The organism is Clostridium sardiniense (assembly GCF_016907995.1).
GTDB classification, from domain to species: Bacteria; Bacillota; Clostridia; order Clostridiales; family Clostridiaceae; genus Clostridium; species Clostridium sardiniense.
On sequence record NZ_JAFBDA010000009.1, the window covers coordinates 110,714 to 131,400 of the forward strand.

Sequence of the window (20,687 nt, forward strand, 5' to 3'; positions counted from 1 at the left end):
TCTTACAAAATTCTCTATAGAATAAGCCATAAGATATCAGGAGGGGATTTTAAATGAGAGATTTAGTTTTAAAAACATATGGCATAACTAAAAAATACGGAAATCAGCTATCAAATGATGATATAAACATCACTGTTAGAAAAGGTGATATTTATGGATTAATAGGTAAAAATGGAGCAGGAAAAACAACTTTGATTAGAGTTATAACGGGTTTGGCTCATAAAACAAGTGGACATATTGAGCTATTTGGTAGAAATGGAGAAAGGAAATTAAATGATTCTAGAACTATGATAGGAAGTTTAATCGAATCTCCTGCTTTTTATCCTAATATGACAGCAAGGGAAAATCTAGAGGTTTCAAGAATATTTAGGAATATAGCAGGCAAGGAGTGTGTTGATGAAGTTTTAGATTTAGTTGGATTAAGTGATACAGGCAAGAAAAGAGTTAAGAATTTTTCTTTGGGTATGAAGCAAAGATTAGGGATAGCAAATGCTTTACTTGGAAATCCAAAACTACTTATATTAGATGAGCCTATAAATGGGTTAGATCCAATGGGAATAATTGAAATAAGAGAGCTTCTTAAAAAATTAAATAAAGAAAAAGATATGACCATAATAATATCAAGTCATATTTTGGGGGAGCTTTCAGAACTTGCAACTTGCTATGGGATTATGAGTGAAGGTAAGCTTATAGAAGAGATTTCAGAAGAAGTGCTTAATGAAAAATGTAGACAAAATGTAGAGATTAAGGTTGATGATAAAGATAGAGCTGTTGTTTTAATTGAGAAAGAAATGGGAATAAAAAATTATATAGTACTAGAAAACAATATTATAAAAATCTTTGATAACTTAGACCAAGTTGGATTAATAAATTCAACACTTTCAATAAATGGAGTTATAGTTGAAAGTATAGGTTTAAAGGGTGAAAGTTTAGAAGAATATTTTATGACACTAGTTGGAGGTGCTAAATAATGAATAGATTAATTAAAGCAGAAGTATTTAAACTAATGAAAAATAAGGCTTTTAAGGTATTATGCATGATTTGTGTTATATTCGCTTTTATAAGTATATTTTCAATTTCAGATACAATGAATAATTTAATGAAAGAATCCATGTCTAATATTCCTGAGGAGGTACAGGCAATGGCTCAAACAAGCGAAGCCACTGGATCAATTGTTACTCCAGGAAGAATTGGATTTAATATGCCAAGAGGAAATAGTCCATTAGATGTTTATTATGTATCTTTTGGAGTAGGTATAATTGAAATTTTAATAGGAGTTTTAGTTGGTGGATTCTTAGCCAAAGAATATTCGGAAGGAACTATGAAAAATATACTAGCTTATGGAAAGAGTAGAACAAAATTTTATTTATCAAAGTTTATAGCTATGGTGGTAGGTGTTTCTATATTCACATTAATTATAACTTTAATATCTTTTATAGGAACGGGTTTTATTAATGGTTTCGGAGATATATTGTTAGCTGATGTAGGTAAAATGGCGATGACATTCTTAGCTTCAATAATGGCAAGTTCAGCAGTAATAGCTTTAATTATGATAATAAGTTCCTTGGTAAAAGGAAATGGAGCAACCATAGGAATTACAGTGGTTTTATTTGTATTAATTCCAACAATAATAAGTATATTCTATGGAACTTATCCTACATTTGATTCCATATATGAAATGACTCCATATTATAATAATGCTTTAGCAACATCACAGAATGCAGAGACTAGCGATTTAATAAGATCTATAGGAATTTCTTTAGTAACAATGGGTCTTTCTTTAGGAATAGGAACTAAGATATTTGATAAACAGGATATAAAATAAGATTTTCACTAAATTAAGGTGCTTCTTTTAGGAGTCACCTTATTAGTATTTTATGGGAGAGTAGTATGGTTATAAAGAGCGTATTGATTTTTCTTATTATATGTTTAGTATTTTACATAGTAAGGATTAAGTTGGAAATTAAAAATATATCAAGACAGATAAGGGAGTGGAATGGGGAAAATATTAATATAAAAACTAATTATATAGATAATGAAATAGAGGAACTTGTAAAAGATATAAATGGTATTTATGATGAGAATCAAAAGGTTAGAGCAGAAAATAAAAGAATGGATGAGGAGCTTAGAAGAAGTATATCAAATATGTCACATGATTTAAGAACACCTCTAACCTCTATTAGTGGATATATACAACTTATAAAAAATGATAAAAGTAGTGAAGCAGAAAAAAGGAAGTATCTTGATATAGTAGATAAAAGAGCAAGAAGTTTACAAAGATTGATTACAAATTTCTATGATTTATCAAGGCTAAACAGTAATGATTATATATTTAACTTTAAGAATATCAATTTAAAGGATATTTTGGTTGAAAACATAGCTACATATTATGGTAGTTTTATAAGTAATCATATTGAACCTAGTATTGAAATTCAAGATAATACTTCAAATATAATTTCTGATGAGAATGCTATCAATAGGGTATTTTCAAACCTTATTGGAAATATGATAAAGCATGGAGGGAAATTTATAAGTATTAATTTAAAAGAAGAGGAGAATTTTATAGTAACTGAATTCATAAACTCTGTTGATCATAGTGAAGAGATACAGGTTCATAAGATATTTGATAGATTTTATATAGGAGATAAATCAAGAACAAAAAACAATACAGGCTTAGGATTAGCTATAACAAAGACATTTGTTGAAAAACTTGGACATAATATAAGCGCTAAGTTGGATAATGATAAATTATATATTGAAATTATTTGGAAAAAAGTTTAACTTTTATAATAATTAAAAATCATCATGTCTACAGACTAAAATTAGATGAAATTTAATATGAAGAAGCGAAACTATAAGGTAGCCCAATGGTGGACTACCTTATAGTTTTGCTGAAAATTAACAAGTTACTCTATATAAATTTTATATTATTCGTTAAAGTGAATTATATAAACGAGAAAATAATAAGATAAGAATTTAAAATCACTTTATTAATTATTTACTAAATCATTTGCTAAGGATTGATTAAAGTAATGAGGAGTAAATTCTATAATTTTATAATCTTGTATCCCATGAACTTTTAATGGTTCAATAGATAAGTAGTCATCTATCTTTTCAATAGAATCTGCTATCATAACAAATAGTCCACCACTCATATTTGACTTAAGAGCAGACATTAATATTAATCCGTTATCTATTGCTTTTTGAGAATAGGCCATATGTTCTTTCATAATATCATCATTAATTAAATCTGGATTTTTTATTATTCCTTCAACCATAAAATATTTCATTTTTCTTCTCCTTCAACTATGAATTATAACTAAAGTTTTTAAATATATTTGATCTTATCTTTAGTTTAAATACTATCTTGTTTAATTTTATTATATCATATTTTAAACTTATAGCTAAGATAACAAAATATATAAGTGCTACAATATTTGGCTCTAATACTGCATCATAGAATGTTAAATTATTTGGTGATATGTTGGTGTGTATAGGGGACACTTTTAATATATTAAACATGATTTCTTTAATAGTAGGTATTTAACTATTTTGTTGTTACAGAATTAAAAAAGAATAAAATATCGTTAGTATATTCCTAAAATATAAATAATGTTTTAGTTTTTCATAAATTTCCTAAGTTGAATAGTATCTATAAATAAATTCAGTTATTAATATGATATAAGAACTTGTTGGATAAGAAATAATATTTAATATATAATGGAAATATGAGGAAAAAAGGTGGTGCGTTTTGAAGTGTAGTTACTGTGGAAATAAATGTACAGGGATTAGTAGAAAAGTATCTATAGATAATAACACTTTTTATACATGTTGTGATGAGTGTAAGAAAAGGTTTGATAAAGACTATAATGATGTGGAGAAAAACAAAAATAAGTTTTTATTACTACTAATAATTAGCTGTATTATATCTATATTTGGTTGCTTTTTAAGTGGAGTATGGGGATTAGTCTTACCCTTTATATCATTTGGTTTGACAATAACAATTTATCCATATACAACTTTCGGTTTTATAGAGTTAGCTAGAATAAGGAAGAGCATAAATATTGCAAGAACATTTGGAGTCATACTTATAATTATAGGAATCCTTATATATACTTTTTAAAAATAATATATTTTTGTATATATTATGTGGAAAGAACAGTGTGTAAGTAGTAGGTTACATAGAAAAAAGAAAATATTAATTTACTAAGGAGAATTTTTTATGAGAAAAACTAAAGTAGATCAAGGTTTTGAGCTAATATATTGGAATTTAAGTCATAGAAGAAAATTTATTAGGAATTTATGGGGGACACCTATATGTATTATTTTGTTAGCATTTATGTGGTATATAAGTGACAATATTATTTTAAATACTACATTTACAATATTGATTGCTGTAGTATGTTCAATAGGACTAATTTATAATTATATTGAGTGGAAGAAAACAGAAAAAGAGTAGATTTCTACTCTTTTAAATTTAAAGTATACACTTGTCTATTTTTACTACTATACCATCATTATGCACTGTATCAGTTATCGAAAAAATTTAACTTGTCCATTATTAGATATTGTACCTTTATCAATTAATCCATTACCACCATTTTTAATAGCATCATAATCCTTTATTATAAAATAATGATCAATATCATTTGGATTAAAACCTTGTAACCCAACTAATATACCGTTATCAAGCTTATTATTATCATTACATAAGAAACTATCACTATTATCAACTTCTTTAAATTTAACAGAATTAATAGAGCTATTTGGATTTATAGCTTTTATAGGAATAATGTATTTTGGTACTGATTGATTTAATATTTCTTCCTTTAATATTAATGATATAAATTTTTTCTTTGATAAAGGTTGTTCTTTAGAAACTTGTTCATTAGTTTTATTTAATTGAGGCGACTCATTAGGTTGCATTGGGTGAGTTCTCTCATTAGATTGATTTACTTTAGGTTGTTCATCAGATTGATTTGATTTATCTGAATTATTATATTGCTTTATTTCAGAAGGCTCAATGGAGTGTTTTAATTGAGTTAATTTATCATTTTTACTTGTTTGAGTTGATTTGTTAGCTTTTTCAATTTGATTTTGAGCAGTAGTTTTAAGTGTATTATTTTGTTTAGAATTAAATTTAACAATAAATGTTCCAATTAAAATAGCTATGACTATAACACCAGCTAATAAATATTTCTTTCTCATTTAAAAGGCCTTCCTTCATTTTTTATAATATAAAGTATTACATAACGTTTTATAATCATTTATAGAATCATATTATCACAAATTTTATACTATATATCTACACTCATATATCGAAATTGAAAAAAGGATATACAATAAGAGTAAAAATAATAATTATATTCTATAAAAAATAGTTATACTATTATACTCAGAATATGAAAATCTTATTTTTTATATATTTAAGATTCTATTATGACAAAAAGAATTTATATAAATAGATCCTTTTTGTTAAACTTTAAAATATTTGCCTATTACTAAAACAAGACCACAATATATGCTATATCAGTTAATTCTTTAGCATAAATCTTTACATCATTAGCATTTTCCATAGCAATTCCACAAGAAGCAGTAGATATTAATGTTCTATATATATTAAAAATATTGATTTTTTAATAAATTCAATCATTTTTTTATTAATAAAAGTATTTATAATTACTCATTAAATATCAAATTAACAAATATATTAATTATGTATCCAATAAATACAATTAATAATAAGATAAATTAATCTATAACTTAAATCAGTTGATTTTAAAATTGTTAAGTAAAAAGATGTGTACTTTAGATCTTTAAAATTTGATTTAGAGATCTTAAATAAAAGGCGTAATATAGAAAAAATATTTAATTTTGTACAAATATAAACAAAAGGAGGGGGAGAAAAGATAGTATCAATAAATTAATATAGTTATTTTAGAAAAGGTTTTCATAGGAGGGGGAAATGAAAAAAATAAATAAAAAAACAATAGTATTTTTTATGTTATTGGCATTAACAGTATCAAACATAAGTAGTACAACATTTATGGCATTTGCAGCAGATGATAGTGATATAGTTATTTATGCACATGATTATGGAGTTGATCCAACTGGAAAAAATGATAATGCAAAGGCGTTAGTTAAGGTATTTGAAGCAGTAAAAGAGTTAGGTAAGCAGGGAAAGAGTGTTACTTTAAAATTTGATAATGGTATTTATCAGACTCATAAAGAGAATGCTCAAATTCGTGAAATTCATACTTCAAATACTGATAGTGTAAGATTTCCTAATAAATCAATAGGAATATTAATTGAAGGACAAAAAAACTTAACTATTGATGGGGGAGGAGCAAAGTTTATTATTAATGGTGATATGATGGCTCTTGCAGTTTTACAGTCTGAAAATATAACGATTAAAAATCTAAGCATAGACTATCAGATACCTACAACATCAGAAATGACAGTACTTGATTATGATATGGACAACAAGACTGTTGACTACTTTATTCCAGAATATTTAAATTATGAAATTCAAGGTGCAAATATTTTGTGGAAATCAGAACAAAAATCTAATGGTGAATATTACTGGCAAGAACGTAATGATCACAGAAATTATGGGATTTCAGTTAAATATCCTACAGAATTAATGGGACGTAGCTATTATTCACATCAGAATCCATTTACTAATGCTAAATCAATTGAAAAATTAGATAATTCAAGGGTTAGAATTAAATATAATTCAAATCCAGCATTTGATCTAGTAAAAGGAATGAATTTTCAATTAGTATCTAATGCAGAACGTCCTACAGCAGGTGCTTTTGTATGGGAGAGTAAAGATGTAAATATTATTAATACAAAAATATCATATATGCATGGATTTGGATTTTTAGTGCAGATGGCAGAAAACGTAACTTTTGATGGTATCCGCATGGAAACAGATATAGAAACTGGACGTAACACATCAAGTTTCGCAGATGGAATACATGTTTCAGGGGCAAAAGGTAAGATTGAAATAAAAAATTCATTCTTTAATAACACACATGATGATCCAATAAATATTCATGGTACATTTACACGTGTAGAAGAAGTTATTGGTTCTCATAAGCTTAAACTTAAATATGTTCATGCACAACAAGGTGGATTTAAACAGTATTATAAAGGTGATAAAGTTGTATTCTATACACGTGATACACTAGAGTCTCGTGATAATGAAAAAGAATATACAGTTAAAAGTGTTGAAGGACCAACAAGTGATAATTTAAAAGAGATGATTGTAGAATTTGAAGAAGAAGTACCATCATTTTTAAATGAGCGCATTGGAAATGAGCCAAAATTTGTTGCTGAGAATGCCACATACACTCCAGAAATATTAATTAAAAATAATGAATTTAAAAATGTATTTACTCGTATGATTCTTGCAACATCACGTAAAAAGGTTGTAATTGAAGATAACTATTTTGAGTCACCATCAATGCCAACAATGTTTTTCTCAAATGATTCAGATGAATGGTATGAATCTGGACCTATTCGTGATTTAGAAATTAGAAATAATACATTTAATATTAGAACATTAGGGCGTACATGGTGGAAATATGCACCAGGAATATATGTGCATCCAGTAACAAAAGGTGGAGGTCTGCCAGATGAATCAAATCCAATACACAAGAATATCTTAATTGAGGATAATACATTTTATTTAGAAAGTGATGGAGCAGTACGTGCTGAGAGTGTAGAAAATCTAACGTTTAGAAATAATAAAGTATTTAGATTAGATCCAGGTGTAGAGCTAAATGTTGAAGGTAAGACAGAATTACAAGTTGGTAACCAAAGTAATTTAAAGCTAACTTATGATGGTAATGTAGTGGAAGGTCCTAAGACATTACCAGGTGGACCAGAAGGAAACTCAGGAAGTGTTGCAAACGTTTTAGAATTTAAAAATAGTAAGAATGTAATTTTAGAAAATAATTTTTATGATGATGGATTAAAACAAAATGTTTTATTAGAAGGAATGAGTACTGATAATCTAAAAATGACTGATAACCTAAAGGTTCTAACGAAACGTGAAAATACAAAACCTTCTGAGGCAGTAAGGGATGTTCAGTACGCATCTACAAATCCAGAGGTTGTAAGTGTTGATAAAAATGGAAAGATGACAGCTCATAAAGAAGGTAGCGCTGAAGTGTTTGCATATTATATATGGAACGATACAATTATTGAATCAAATAAACAAGAAATAAAAGTTTCAAAAGCATCAGATACGCCAGTAGTAGATTTTGAATTTGAGTCAGATGTAATGAGTATAAATGATGAATCAGGTATAAGCTTTAAGGTTAAAGGTGATATCAATGCTGATGAAATTGAATATACAATTCATGATAAAGATATTATTCGATTTGATAATAATAAATTCTATGGTTTAAAATCAGGCTTAGCAAGAATTACAGCAAAGTATGAAGGTGTGGAAAAAAATCTATTTATAGTTGTAAATAAGAATGATGACCAAAAAGTTTTAAATCCTATTATTAAAATTGAAGATAAAGATAATCATAGTATAATTAGTGAAGATAGCATTAATATAACACGTCAAAGTGGAAATGATCTATGGGGAAATGATAACACACTAAGTAATCTTGTAACTCTTAATTTAGATTCAGTTGATAAAAATAATTTCACAGGAATTGTAACTATTGATGGTCTGCCAGAGAGAGCTAGTTCTAATTGGGATTCAGCATATTTCTTAATTATGAAGGAAAAGGCTGATGGCACAGTTGATCGTAATAATTATCTATCAATAGGAAAACGAGCTCATGCAGATGGAATTGGTACAGTTCATGAAGTAAATGCTAGGGGAACTGAATATTCAACTAATAATACAAGTGAAAATAGTGTTCGCAAAGCAACATTTGCAATAGAAAAACAAGGAACTTTAGTAAATTTATATTCCATAATAGATGGAGTTAAAAAGAAAGTTCAAACAGTTGATATTAAAAGCTTTGGAGATAATTTAAAACTTGCTATTGCAGGATGGGGTAATGCTCAAGCAAATAAAGATTTAAAGATTGCAGATATAAAAATGGGCAATGGTACAGTTGATGAAATCATGGCAACTAAATCTTTGCCAATTATGATTTTAGATCAATCAGAATTTACGATTTCAAATTTAAGTCATGAAGTTATTAATCATGAATCTATAAATATGACATTTGATTCAAATTATGAAGGTAAGAACTTTGTAATTGTGAATGGGAATGGTAACACACATCTTATAGAAGGAACTAAGGTTATGTTATCACAAGATGGTGATTATAAGATATATGTTGTTTCACAATTACCAAGTGGTAAATTTTCAAATATACTTGATACAACAATTTCTCATAAAGCACAAGAACTTGAAGGGGTTTATGTGAATGGTAAGAAAGTTGTTGATGGAGATACAATTACTATTCCAGCAATGATTACAAAGCTTCATGTTATGGATTATGATAATAAAACTGAAGAAGTTGTTGATATTAAAGATAAAAACGTATTAAATGGAAGGTTTGGTAGTGTCAAACTTAATAAAATTAAATCAAATACTACTGGTATTAAATCCATTAATGCAAAAGGGTTTGGGAAAATTAATCTTGATGATAAAAATTCATTTATTAATACAGATAAAAAAGATAGCACTATAAAATTTGATGTTGAATTAACTGAAGGAACAGATAAGCTTATTGCAAAAAATCATGATCATGGAATTGAGTATGAAGTAAACCAAGTAGGAAATAAAGCAACAGTTACTGTTCCAGTATATAATGGTGTAAATAGTATTGCTTTTGAAGCTATTGCTCATGATGGTATTACAAAGACAAAGCATACTGTACATGTAATGAGATATGCACCAATTGAAAAAGGTATTAAAGAAATAGTTTTAAATAATAATAGTGTAGATCTTGAATCAGATAAAATTGATTTAGAAAATAAGACAAATAAAGTTGTAATTGATGCTAAAGCTAATGATAAGAATGCAAATGTATCAGTTATGAAGCGAAGTGGAGTTAAAGTAGAGACTTTAAAAGGAACAGATACAATTGAAGTTAAAAATGGTGATGAAATTGTTATAAGAATTATTCATGAAAATGGACGTTCACTTGAATTTAAAACATTTACGATTGAAAATGCAAAGGAGCAAATAGATATTAGAGATTTAACTGCATTAATTGAAAAGGCTGAGAATATAAATTTAGAAAATATTACAGACGAGACAAAAGAAGTATTTATATCAGTCCTTAAAGAGGTGCAAGAAGGCGTAGGAAATGGTATTAATTCAGAAGCAGAACGTGATTCAATGATTAAAAAACTTCAAGAAGCAATTAATCAACTTAAAGAAAAACCAACAAATCCTAATGATCCAGATGAGGATAAACCAACAGACCCAGATAAGCCAGACGAGGATAAACCAACAGACCCAGATAAGCCAGACGAGGATAAACCAACAGACCCAGATAAGCCAGATGAGGATAAACCAACAGACCCAGATAAACCAACAGACCCAGGTAAACCAGACGAGGATAAACCAACAGACCCAGATAAACCAGATGGGGATAAGCCAACAGATCCAGATAAACCAGACGAAGAGAAACCAACAGATACGGATAAGCCAGATAATGAGAAGCCAGCAGATCCTGATAAGCAACAAAATCCAAGTAATAGTAATAAACCTAATGAAAATAAAGACGATTTCCCAGAAACAGGTATGAGTGATACGTTAGTAAAGGTAGGTGCTTTGATTGCTTTAATTGGATTTGGATTAATTTTCTTGTATAGCAAGAAAAGGCAAGATTAATAAAAAGTAAATAGACTTTAAGGTATTAAATAAAAGTAGAAATACATAAAGGTATTTCTACTTTTTTATTAATAAAGCTTTTAAAGTATAAACTTGTCTATTCCTACAGCTATACCATCATTATGAACTGTATCAGTTATTTCTTTGGCATAAATCTTTACATCATCATTAGCATTTCCCATAGCTATTCCACAACCAACAGTAGATAGCATTTCAATATCATTCATGCCATCACCAAAGGCATAACTATTTTTAAGTGGAATATCTAAATATTCTAATGCTTTTAAGATTCCAGTTGCCTTAGTATTATGCTTTGAATATAGCTCAAAAGTTTTTAAATTTATATCGTATGTATTAGTATAATCTTTATTGGTATTTACTATAGATAAGCAGTAATCCATAGCTCTATCATCTGGACATAACATTTCTATCTTATAAACATCTATATCATTAATATCATAATTTCTAGTTAGATATTTTTCAGGTATATCTATACTAGTATATAATGAATAAAATTCTTTAAATTCATTCTTTATATATGAGTAGGTTTCACCTTGCAGAATATATTGAATGTGAAGTTCATCAAAGTTTTCAGCTAATTCTTTTACAAAATCCTTGTCCAAAGGTTCTTTATAAATCATTTTGTTATTAATAATTACTTGAGCACCATTTGTAAGAACAAATCCATCAAATCCAAAATTTAATAAGGACTCACTAAGAAATGCATATGGTCTACCAGTTGCTATAAATACATAGTTTCCATCTGATTGTAATTTTTTAATTGCTTTCTTTACCTTAGGAGTGATATCAGTTAACCCATTTACACAATCTATAAGAGTCCCATCGATATCAAAAAATATTGCTTTTTTCATAATCCCAACCTCTTTTCTATTTAATATTAAATTTCATAGCTAGTCCACATTTAATTGTTATCATTTATTACTGTTTATTATCATTTTAAAGTAAATAATTGTAAAAGTCAATTGAATTTATATTGTAGTTATATTATCATTAATATAATGATAATAAATAGGAATAGGTGGAGAATATTATGTTTATTGAAGAAAGACATAAATATATATTAGAAATGCTTGACCGTGACGGAAAAGTATTTGTTAAAGACTTAAGCAAGGAATTTAAAGTAAGTGAAAGCATGATAAGAAAGGATCTTCAAGTATTAGAGAAAGAAAATTTTCTTAAACGTACTTATGGAGGTGCTATTAAGAGAGAGCGTATTATAGTAAATGGGGAGAGCTTCTTAAAAAGAGTAGGAAAAAATACTGAACTTAAAGAGATTATAGCAAGAAAAGCATCTGAGGAGGTTTATGATAAAGATACGATATTTTTAGATGCATCAAGTATTTCATATATCCTTGCGAAAATACTTATAAAGAGTGACAGAGAGATAACTTTAATTACTAATATGTTTGAAATATCATCTCTAATTCCATTAAATTCAAAGATAAATTTTATATTTATTGGAGGAGATTATAATGCACTTGTAGGTGGAAGTGTGGGCTCGTATGCTATTGATCAAATTAAACTTTATAGATGTAATAAAGCTTTTATAGGGTGTAGTGGTATAGATATTAAAGATGGAAGTGTTAGTGTATCAGAGTCAGAGGATGCAAGTACTAAAAGAGCGGTTATAAGCATATCAAGGAAGAGATATTTAATAGCACCAAATGAAAGATTTAATATGGATGGAGCATTTAATTTTTCAAATTTAAAAGATATTGATTGTATTATTACAGAGGAACTGCCAAGTGAGAATATTATTGAGGGACTTAAAGAGTATGGTGTGAAGTTAGTTTAAGTTAAAAATATATTATATATAAAGTAACAATATATTATTTAAAATTTATTGTTAGAGTAAATATAATAACAGTTTGTCTAGCTATATGCATATTTATATTTTTTAACCTTGTAAGTAAATAATTCTTAAAAAGGTATTACTCTAAAATAATCGAATAATGGGATAAACTGACAATATACTATTAAAATTAGGAAGTAAGGTACAGGATAAAGTGATGAAAGTACTTTAAAAAAGGCAGGAAATATAGGAATGTTTAAGGGCTCCGAAACAATGTTTAGTGGGTTCAATATAGAAACTCCTATGAAAACAATATCGCTAACACCAAGAATATCAGTAAGAGCTAAAGTAACACTTACAAAGATTGTTGATTTTGGAAAGCGTATTCAGATGACTTCTGATGCATCAAAGGACCTAGCTGCATCATTAACTCAAGGTGCATTTAGTAGTGGAGTAACTTTTGATTTTACTCAAAAAATTTAGAAAATACATTACAAGGAATAAATGCTGGTATAACAGTAGGAGATTCTATAACTTATAAACTAGAGGTATCTACTGGAGAAATAGTGGAAGAAACAATGGAATATAAACTTCCTATAGATGGTAGAGATGTTTATCAAGCCATTATTATAAGAATACAACAAACTATATATGGATCTATTATGGTTTCAGTGGGTGTAACTAAAGGTCAAGAATAATTAGCTAGCAAGGATAAATCAATACTTTCTTCAGAATAATTACAAACATTAGGTGTTTTTTTACTGATTGGTGCAGGAATACTTTCTTTAATTCCTTCAGGAGGTACCACAGTGCCTGCAGTTGCTACGGTTCTAGTAATATTTTTATTGCCACCAAGAAAGAATTAAGGATATTATTATCTAAACTATGTTATATAAATAATCCTCATATGCTAAAATATACAAAATTGGTATTTGGGTAGAGGGAGAATATAAATTACAAGTATTCATTAGATAATAAACTATATAATAAGGAAATAAATTACTTTCTAGAAAATAATACTACTTTAAAAAATTTAGAAATAAAGTCATTTTTGATTTCTTTAACTGTAGCAATTATTACATTAGTTGTTATACTAATTAAGAGAATTAGTGAAAATAAATATAATGATGATATTATGTATATATTTTTAGAACATATTATAATACTTATCATTGGTACAATTATCCTATGGATATATGCCAAATTATATTTAAATTAACAATAAATAGAAAATTGATTAAATATTGGAAATAAAAATATGTTCATGAATTAGATATTGAAGATGAAAAGATATATTATTCAGGGCCTAATAATAAAAAGATAGAATTGAATAATACTACCTTAAAAGAAGTGATAGAGCTGGATAGTATTATAGGGATTATATGTAGTGGAAGAAAAAGATTCAGGAAGGGTACAGTTGCTATTATTATTGTTCCTAAGAATATATTTAAGTCAAAAGAAGAATTAAATTCGTTTAAAAATATTTTAAAAAATAAATTATAGAAATAAAAAATGTTAGGATTTTTCCTAGCATTTTTTATATATTTTGAAAGAACTTTATTAGATAATCAATTTATATTGAATTAATAGGAGTATAATAATGTTTAGCTTTAATAGAAACATTATTATCTTATTTACCTTGTACAAACTATTCTCTTATGCTAAAATATATCAAAATTGGTATTAAGGTGGGGGAAATATGAAGTACAAGTATTCAGTAGAAAGCAAGGTGTATTATAATGAAATAAACGATTTCCTAAAAAATAGCCTTGTTTTAAAGGAAATAAGAAAAAAACAAATGTTTTTGGGAGCAATTTTAGGAGCAATTTTAGCAATTGTTTTATTTATAAAAAGTGTTATTGAAAACAAATATGACAGGGATTTCATTTATATATTTTTAGAATATATTATAATATATATTGCTGCTGTATCTGTTGTTTGGATATTTAGAAATATTTATATTAATTTTATAGAAAATAAAACTTTGCTTAAAGAATATGATAAGGGATACGTTCATAATTTGGAAATTGAAAATAAAAAAATATATTATACTGTTGATGATAGAAAAATAGAATTAAGTAATAGTATTTTGCAAGAAGTATCGGATTTAGATAATATTTTTGGAATTGTGATTTCCTATAAAAAGAGTCCTAAAAATCCATATGCTATTATTATTATTCCTAAGAATATATTTAAGTCAAAAGAAGAATTAAGTTCGTTTAAAAATATTTTAAAAAATAAATTAGAGAAATAAAAAATGCTAGGATTATTCCTAGCATTTTTTATTTCTTTCAAAGTGATCTTCTCAAATAACCAATTTACATTGGATTAATAGGAAATTTTAAAACAGAAGCATATTAATATATAGTATTATTAGAAATTGTTGATTTTACCATATGAATTATTATATTGATATAATAAGAAAGGATTACGTAATAAAATGTTATTTGAGCTTTTCTTAGATGATTAAAAATAAATAAATCAGAAAATAAAAGTAAAAATATGGAAATAAATAAGTTCAGGTGATATAATTATTTATAAGAATTAAGTTATTAAAATTTAATATTAGAATAATTCTAAATTTGATTATAGATATTAGTAATTTAAAGATTGAAATCGATTGTAATATTAGTAGGAGGCATAGAGATGATTAAGTATTTTATGAAAGATTGGAATAAATGTAAGTCAGATGATACAACGTATAAAATAGATGAAGTAAAGAATTTATTAGAGGATGAAGAATCAAAAAGAGTATTAGAAACTCGTATTAAGGTATATGAGACTGGAGATACGTCTTTACTAGAAGATATTTCAACATATAATGAACAGTATTTTGATAAAGATATAATTAAACTATCAAATAATGAATTTTTTATTGATTTAGGGGCTTATACAGGGGATACTATAGAGCGTTTTATTGAGCAAGCTGATGGAAGCTATAAAAAGATTATTGCTTTTGAACCTGATCATGAAAATATGCTTTCTTTAAATAGTTATATATTAGAAAATGATATAAACAATGTAGTAACTTATAAATTAGCAAGTTGGAACAAAAAAGAGACTCTTAGATTTTATGAAGATGGATCTTTTATATCTCAAATTTATAGTAAAGGCAATTCAACAACTAATGCTAATAGTTTAGATAATGTATTATTTGATATTGCACCTGTAACATTTATTAAAATGGATGTGGAGGGAGCAGAGTGCCAAACTATTGAAGGGGCAGAAAAAATAATAAAAAAGTACAAGCCTAAATTAGCTATTTGTGTTTATCATAGAGCAAGGGATATATATGAAATTCCACTTCTTATAAAGAATCTAGTACCTGAATATAAATTATATTTAAGACATTATTCAGAGTCACTTTTAGATACTGTTTTATATGCAACATTGGAATAGAATTTAATTAATAAAAGCATATTAATTAGACATAAAAAAGGGGGGGATAATTTGAACTTCTTTATTATATTAAATCTAATAGTAGGAGCGTTAGCTATATTCTTTGGATACAAAATAAAGTTTAAAAAAAGTTCAAGCTTTATAAATGATTATAAAATCAAAAATATAATAGATGAGAAGTCCTATTTAAATTGGAGTGGCTTAGTATTATTAGCTTTTGGGCTTTTAATTATTATAATAGCATTAGTTGCTTTTATCAGTAAATCAGTGTTAATTGCAGCTATAATTGATACTATATTAATAGTAGCTCTAATAATTCTATTGATATATGGTGATAAGAAATATAGCAAATAAAGACAGGTGAATAATTAAAATATTCACCTGTCTTTTATATTAATCAAAAATTGTATTCAATGTATTTGTATAACTTAAATTAGTTAATGTAAGTACATAATTAAAATTAATATTAAAAATATTATAAAAACTCACGTAAAAATATAAAATTTTATTTTAGTAAATTGTAATTACTGCATATATAATAATTGGAAGCTTCAATCTAATTAGATTATAAAATATATATAAAAAAAATTAATTTTAACTATAATAGGGGTATTTTTATACTAAAAAATACCTTTAGATAAGTGCGCCAAAAAGGAGGCGATAAAAATTCACATAGGGGGTCCGAATTTGACACGAGATGAGACGATGAAAAATCAGTACCAAAGAATACTAATGCTATATATACTAAAGAAAAATATATTAAAAAAATATATACAAAAAAGATTTTGAAAAGATTTATTAGAATGAAAAGATAGGAGTATAAGTTTTCTATAAGATAAATAAACAAACTATATCAATAAGACATATTCAGTAATAGTATGGTATTAAAAGAATTTTTTTGGAGGATAGAGATGCCACAAAATCATGAAAAAAGCATTATTGATGTTAAAGATGGGAATGTAACTGATAAATTTTCTTTAGATAAAGTAATACTTACAGGTTTTAAAAAAGATAGTGATAGTAATTATATCAGCAATATATCAATAACTGTTAACACAGAAGGAAATGGAGAGGTTATAAAAAAAGATGTTCCATATTCCGGATATAATATAAGTCTATTTCTTGGTGATTTAAATGGAGATGGAAAAGCAGAAATTATGATAAGAGGTATCCTTGAAAATGATATAGGGACATACTTCCTTGCTGTATACACTTACAAAAATAATTCCTTAGAAGAGATTTACAATCATAATATATTTAATACAATGTTTAAATTTGATGCTAGATACTTAGATAATTATAGAGCAGAAGTAACATCACAAGATACAAAGGAAAGGTATATAGTTGATTTGTCATTAAGACCTAAAGTATACCTAAATCAAATTTATGATGAGAAGGGAAAAGTTAAAGAAAATGCAAGTATAAGAGTAGCAAATTTAAGAGGTGTAGACCCAATTGAATCTAATGCTAGAGATATATATAATTTGGTACTTGCTAAATCTATACTTGGAGTAGATGATAAGGATTTACTTGGAGTTATTGAAAGCAATGTTACATTAATAAATAATATTCCAAGAATTACTGAAGTATGGATACTAATACCAGGATCAAAAGAAGGTATGGTTCCAAGAGATGAAAAGGCAGATAAGGAAGAAACTCTTAATATACCACCTGATGCTATAAACATACCACTAAATGAAATTTCTAATAGTAAAGTTATAAAGAGAGATTTTGATGGCGATGGAGAAGAGGAACTATTAATTGCATATACTTTAAAAGGTAAGCCTTATGTCGGACTAAATAAAGAATATGATGATGGAATATATTTTATAGATGGATTTGAAGGAAAAGGATATAGTATTAAGGATTTAGATGTAGTTGAAGTTAATAGGGAAAATTATATATTAGTTGGGTGGAGAGATGGTAATACAGAAAACTGTATGGATATACTATCACTGAAGGATGGAGAGATAAATAAGGCGTTTAGATATAATTTACCATCTTATGAAAAGATGTTTTTAGAAGATATAAAAGGTGATGGTAGAAAAGAGTTAATTTTATGGACTAGAGATATTGATGAAGCTTATAATGTATCTATTTATGAGTTTTATAAGGATGGAATAAGGCAAACAAATAAGTATGATGATATATACTTTGAAAAGGTAGCAGAATATTATGATGCTTTGCTAGATAAGGATGAAGATTCACCAATTTATTTATATCATTTAGCTATGGCACAGTATAGGACATATGATTATATTGGAGCAAATGATACAATAAGCAGAGCAGCAAAATCAGAAACTAAGTATCCATCAAGTAGTGAGTTTAATAAGCTAAAATCAAAGATAAAGAAATCATTTAGAAAATAATTAGAAAATATTTAAAGCATTACTTATGTCAGTAATGCTTTTTATTTTAATTAGAATATTAAGATTAGACTTAGATTTAAAGTACTATGCTATAAAGCTGAAGAGTGCTTAAATGAAATAGCAAAGGGTATTTAAGTCATCTTTTTTATATAATCTTAATTTTATATCTATTTTAATGAGTCCTTTTTCATCAGTTAGTTTTAAATATTATAATTATTAATCAATAATGGTTAAGATTTTATCTAAGGATTTACGATTCTTTTTAGATAGTTCTTTATTTGAACTATATCCAACACTTATAATTAATCTAATTCTTTTTGAAAGGTTTATGTTTAAAAGTTCTTTTATTTTATCTTCATTAAACCATCCAAGAATACAAGTAGATAATCCAAGTTCTGTAGCAGCAAGGCATATATGAGATGCGGCTATACCTATATCAACTTGTGTATATTCTTGATTTTTTAGATTATTTACAATCTTAGTTTGAAGTTTAGGTTTTTCTTCTAAAATTACTATAAATGCTGAAGCATTCTTACTAGATGCTTGAGTAAGCTTTACTAATTTTGATTTTATATCTGAATTAGTAACCAGATAAAATTGCCAAGGTTGACCATTACAAGCAGAAGGAGCTAAACGAGCAGCTTCAATACATTTTATAAGCTTTTCTTTTTCTATAGACTCTCCTGTATAACTCCTGCAACTTTCACGTTTTTCTATTAATTCAAAAAAATTATTCATAGCGGTACCTCTCTAAATATAATATGTATAATTATACCATGTAAATATTTTACTTTAAATTAAAATTAGAAACAGTTGTTGACAAATAAGTTTGATTTAATTGTATAACTATGTAAAAAATGGTAAAATAAATTCGAAAGTTAACTAATAATAGTATTTTATTGATTGTAAAATTATTTTAATTTATGGGGAGATATATTGTATGAAAATAGAAGGAAATAAGATAAGAATTAGAGATTTTAAAAGGAAAGATGCAGAAAACCTCTATAAAATTGTTAGAGAGAAGGAGATTTTAAGATTTATGCCTGATTGGGCAGAAATCGGAAATTCACCACAATCATATTTTGGCTATATTGATTGGCATCAAGCACAAAGAAATTCAACTAATGTTTATGAAAACAAAAGATATGTAATTGCATTAACTGATACAGATGAAATGATTGGAATGGTTGGTATGGGACTTGAAGATACCTTAAATGAAGTTGAAGTAGCTTATTTTATGTCAGAAAAATACCAAAGAAAAGGGTATACAAGAGAAGCAGTAAATGCATTAGTTAACTGGTGTTTTGATGTGTCAGATATAAAGTATATTATTTTAACTATTGATTGTGAAAATATCCCTTCTTGTAATCTTGCAGAGAAATGTGATTTTGAATTATTTGAAAAAAGAATACCTATTGGACATAAACAACCGAACATGGAAAGTAATAGTTACTTCTACTATAGAAAATACAGAGATTTGTAATAAATATAGTTAAATGAAATTAGTACAAATAAAAAACTCAGCAATTCATTGCTGAGTTTTAATTAGTCTTATATTAAAGTTATTCTTTGATGTATATATACTGATTAAATTTTTTAGTTAATTTAAATATAATTCTGGATTTGATACTATATCTTGGACCTCATCATAAAATAATGAGCAATGATAGCCATCAGCAACTGAATGATGCACTTGAAGTGATACTGGCATAAATACTTTTTCATTTTCATTATAATATTTGCCCCAGGTAACCATTGGAAATAACATAGGTATATTAGTCTCATTATTAACGTTAAAGGATGAGTAATTAATCCAAGGAATACATGAAACTAAGTAAAAATTCTTTTGAAAATCAGAAGAGTATGTTGGATCTTTTTTATACATTTCTATATCATATAGCATATTGCTATAAAACTTTTTAAAATCACTACTATATAATGTAAATAATTCATCCATAATTTTTGTTTTATCATTAAGCACAGAATAACATGGACTAATTTTATCATAATATCCTAGCTTACCTTCATCATTAATTGCCATTTTAAATTCTTTATGATTATTTAAGCACTTTGTGGTAATCCAAGTGAATGCAGGATATAACTTTAAATTATTATTTTTAATATATCTATACAAATTTGTTATTTCAATATTTACAGTTATACTATAAGTACATTTTGCATTATTAAAATAGTGCTCGAAACACTTTCTTCTTTCCCACTTCTCAATATCAATAATATTTAAATTCATTATTTTTTCCCCTTTAATTTTAATTAATAATATAAC

General features: G+C 26.5%; 19 protein-coding genes. 14 read left to right on the forward strand and 5 right to left on the reverse strand.

Annotation, left to right across the window (positions count from 1 at the left end; translation table 11 throughout):
* Window positions 1-53 precede the first annotated feature (53 nt).
* The 3 genes from JOC62_RS09535 (at window position 54) to JOC62_RS09545 (ending at window position 2,781) form a co-directional block, all read left to right on the forward strand.
* On the forward strand, window positions 54-971 hold the full coding sequence (locus tag JOC62_RS09535; protein ID WP_204595034.1) for an ATP-binding cassette domain-containing protein: 918 nt from the start codon (window positions 54-56) through the stop codon (window positions 969-971).
* Complete coding sequence (locus JOC62_RS09540; protein WP_204595035.1) at window positions 971-1,825, forward strand: ABC transporter permease; 855 nt, start codon at window positions 971-973, stop codon at window positions 1,823-1,825. The genes JOC62_RS09535 and JOC62_RS09540 overlap by 1 nt, the downstream gene beginning before the upstream one ends.
* 65 nt (window positions 1,826-1,890) lie before the next feature.
* Complete coding sequence (locus tag JOC62_RS09545) at window positions 1,891-2,781, forward strand: sensor histidine kinase (protein WP_204595036.1); 891 nt, start codon at window positions 1,891-1,893, stop codon at window positions 2,779-2,781.
* Window positions 2,782-2,990: 209 nt separating this feature from the next.
* Here the strand turns inward: JOC62_RS09545 and JOC62_RS09550 are convergent, their stop codons facing one another.
* The gene (locus JOC62_RS09550; protein ID WP_204595037.1) at window positions 2,991-3,290 is read right to left on the reverse strand and encodes a YciI family protein; all 300 of its coding nucleotides are present in this window, start codon (window positions 3,288-3,290) and stop codon (window positions 2,991-2,993) included.
* A gap of 461 nt (window positions 3,291-3,751) precedes the next feature.
* On the opposite strand from JOC62_RS09550, the gene JOC62_RS09555 reads away from it, so the two are divergent.
* Window positions 3,752-4,123: an eL24 family ribosomal protein gene (locus JOC62_RS09555; RefSeq protein ID WP_204595038.1), complete on the forward strand. Its 372-nt coding sequence runs from the start codon at window positions 3,752-3,754 to the stop codon at window positions 4,121-4,123.
* 99 nt (window positions 4,124-4,222) lie between these two features.
* Window positions 4,223-4,459 carry a hypothetical protein gene (locus JOC62_RS09560; RefSeq protein ID WP_204595039.1) on the forward strand — a complete coding sequence of 79 codons (237 nt, stop codon included), beginning with the start codon at window positions 4,223-4,225 and terminating at the stop codon, window positions 4,457-4,459.
* A 74-nt stretch (window positions 4,460-4,533) separates the two neighbouring features.
* Here the strand turns inward: JOC62_RS09560 and JOC62_RS09565 are convergent, their stop codons facing one another.
* Window positions 4,534-5,208, reverse strand: a complete 675-nt coding sequence (locus tag JOC62_RS09565) for a hypothetical protein (protein WP_204595040.1) — start codon at window positions 5,206-5,208, stop codon at window positions 4,534-4,536.
* A gap of 757 nt (window positions 5,209-5,965) precedes the next feature.
* On the opposite strand from JOC62_RS09565, the gene JOC62_RS09570 reads away from it, so the two are divergent.
* Window positions 5,966-10,822 (forward strand): Ig-like domain-containing protein, encoded by a 4,857-nt coding sequence (locus JOC62_RS09570; RefSeq protein ID WP_204595041.1) that lies wholly within the window; start codon window positions 5,966-5,968, stop codon window positions 10,820-10,822.
* A gap of 80 nt (window positions 10,823-10,902) precedes the next feature.
* Here JOC62_RS09570 and JOC62_RS09575 read toward each other — a convergent pair whose 3' ends face one another.
* Entirely contained in the window at window positions 10,903-11,694 is a 792-nt protein-coding gene (locus JOC62_RS09575) for an HAD family hydrolase (protein WP_204595042.1), read from the reverse strand.
* Between the two features lie 179 nt (window positions 11,695-11,873).
* Here JOC62_RS09575 and JOC62_RS09580 point away from each other — a divergent pair, with 179 nt between their 5' ends.
* The 7 genes from JOC62_RS09580 to JOC62_RS09605 all read left to right on the forward strand — a co-directional run bounded on the left by JOC62_RS09580 (window position 11,874) and on the right by JOC62_RS09605 (window position 18,403).
* Complete coding sequence (locus tag JOC62_RS09580) at window positions 11,874-12,638, forward strand: DeoR/GlpR family DNA-binding transcription regulator (RefSeq protein WP_204595043.1); 765 nt, start codon at window positions 11,874-11,876, stop codon at window positions 12,636-12,638.
* Window positions 12,639-12,887: 249 nt separating this feature from the next.
* Entirely contained in the window at window positions 12,888-13,118 is a 231-nt protein-coding gene (locus JOC62_RS09585; RefSeq protein ID WP_204595044.1) for a hypothetical protein, read from the forward strand.
* 83 nt (window positions 13,119-13,201) lie between these two features.
* Window positions 13,202-13,333 carry a hypothetical protein gene (locus tag JOC62_RS19360; RefSeq protein ID WP_279381516.1) on the forward strand — a complete coding sequence of 44 codons (132 nt, stop codon included), beginning with the start codon at window positions 13,202-13,204 and terminating at the stop codon, window positions 13,331-13,333.
* A gap of 1,031 nt (window positions 13,334-14,364) precedes the next feature.
* Window positions 14,365-14,889 carry a hypothetical protein gene (locus JOC62_RS09590; RefSeq protein ID WP_204595045.1) on the forward strand — a complete coding sequence of 175 codons (525 nt, stop codon included), beginning with the start codon at window positions 14,365-14,367 and terminating at the stop codon, window positions 14,887-14,889.
* 392 nt (window positions 14,890-15,281) lie between these two features.
* Window positions 15,282-16,034, forward strand: coding sequence for an FkbM family methyltransferase (locus JOC62_RS09595; RefSeq protein WP_204595046.1), 753 nt, complete (start codon window positions 15,282-15,284; stop codon window positions 16,032-16,034).
* 51 nt (window positions 16,035-16,085) lie between these two features.
* Window positions 16,086-16,388, forward strand: coding sequence for a DUF3784 domain-containing protein (locus JOC62_RS09600; protein ID WP_204595047.1), 303 nt, complete (start codon window positions 16,086-16,088; stop codon window positions 16,386-16,388).
* A 557-nt stretch (window positions 16,389-16,945) separates the two neighbouring features.
* Complete coding sequence (locus tag JOC62_RS09605; protein ID WP_204595048.1) at window positions 16,946-18,403, forward strand: hypothetical protein; 1,458 nt, start codon at window positions 16,946-16,948, stop codon at window positions 18,401-18,403.
* A 216-nt stretch (window positions 18,404-18,619) separates the two neighbouring features.
* Here JOC62_RS09605 and JOC62_RS09610 read toward each other — a convergent pair whose 3' ends face one another.
* The gene (locus tag JOC62_RS09610; protein WP_204595049.1) at window positions 18,620-19,141 is read right to left on the reverse strand and encodes a nitroreductase family protein; all 522 of its coding nucleotides are present in this window, start codon (window positions 19,139-19,141) and stop codon (window positions 18,620-18,622) included.
* 202 nt (window positions 19,142-19,343) lie between these two features.
* Between JOC62_RS09610 and JOC62_RS09615 the strand changes: the two genes are divergently transcribed.
* Window positions 19,344-19,886, forward strand: a complete 543-nt coding sequence (locus JOC62_RS09615; protein WP_204595050.1) for a GNAT family N-acetyltransferase — start codon at window positions 19,344-19,346, stop codon at window positions 19,884-19,886.
* A 117-nt stretch (window positions 19,887-20,003) separates the two neighbouring features.
* On the opposite strand, the gene JOC62_RS09620 is transcribed toward JOC62_RS09615, so the two are convergent.
* Entirely contained in the window at window positions 20,004-20,651 is a 648-nt protein-coding gene (locus tag JOC62_RS09620; protein WP_204595051.1) for a chloramphenicol acetyltransferase, read from the reverse strand.
* Window positions 20,652-20,687 lie beyond the last annotated feature (36 nt).

What these genes read in the sequence shown, in the direction of transcription:
- JOC62_RS09570 (WP_204595041.1), top strand. Translation starts at nt 5,966, where the DNA reads ATGAAAAAAATAAATAAAAAAACAATAGTATTTTTTATGTTATTGGCA.
- JOC62_RS09545 (WP_204595036.1), top strand. Translation starts at nt 1,891, where the DNA reads ATGGTTATAAAGAGCGTATTGATTTTTCTTATTATATGTTTAGTATTT.
- JOC62_RS09575 (WP_204595042.1), bottom strand. Translation starts at nt 11,694, where the DNA reads ATGAAAAAAGCAATATTTTTTGATATCGATGGGACTCTTATAGATTGT.
- JOC62_RS09605 (WP_204595048.1), top strand. Translation starts at nt 16,946, where the DNA reads ATGCCACAAAATCATGAAAAAAGCATTATTGATGTTAAAGATGGGAAT.
- JOC62_RS09585 (WP_204595044.1), top strand. Translation starts at nt 12,888, where the DNA reads ATGTTTAAGGGCTCCGAAACAATGTTTAGTGGGTTCAATATAGAAACT.
- JOC62_RS09595 (WP_204595046.1), top strand. Translation starts at nt 15,282, where the DNA reads ATGATTAAGTATTTTATGAAAGATTGGAATAAATGTAAGTCAGATGAT.
- JOC62_RS09540 (WP_204595035.1), top strand. Translation starts at nt 971, where the DNA reads ATGAATAGATTAATTAAAGCAGAAGTATTTAAACTAATGAAAAATAAG.
- JOC62_RS09610 (WP_204595049.1), bottom strand. Translation starts at nt 19,141, where the DNA reads ATGAATAATTTTTTTGAATTAATAGAAAAACGTGAAAGTTGCAGGAGT.
- JOC62_RS09535 (WP_204595034.1), top strand. Translation starts at nt 54, where the DNA reads ATGAGAGATTTAGTTTTAAAAACATATGGCATAACTAAAAAATACGGA.
- JOC62_RS09615 (WP_204595050.1), top strand. Translation starts at nt 19,344, where the DNA reads ATGAAAATAGAAGGAAATAAGATAAGAATTAGAGATTTTAAAAGGAAA.
- JOC62_RS09620 (WP_204595051.1), bottom strand. Translation starts at nt 20,651, where the DNA reads ATGAATTTAAATATTATTGATATTGAGAAGTGGGAAAGAAGAAAGTGT.
- JOC62_RS09550 (WP_204595037.1), bottom strand. Translation starts at nt 3,290, where the DNA reads ATGAAATATTTTATGGTTGAAGGAATAATAAAAAATCCAGATTTAATT.
- JOC62_RS09565 (WP_204595040.1), bottom strand. Translation starts at nt 5,208, where the DNA reads ATGAGAAAGAAATATTTATTAGCTGGTGTTATAGTCATAGCTATTTTA.
- JOC62_RS09580 (WP_204595043.1), top strand. Translation starts at nt 11,874, where the DNA reads ATGTTTATTGAAGAAAGACATAAATATATATTAGAAATGCTTGACCGT.
- JOC62_RS09560 (WP_204595039.1), top strand. Translation starts at nt 4,223, where the DNA reads ATGAGAAAAACTAAAGTAGATCAAGGTTTTGAGCTAATATATTGGAAT.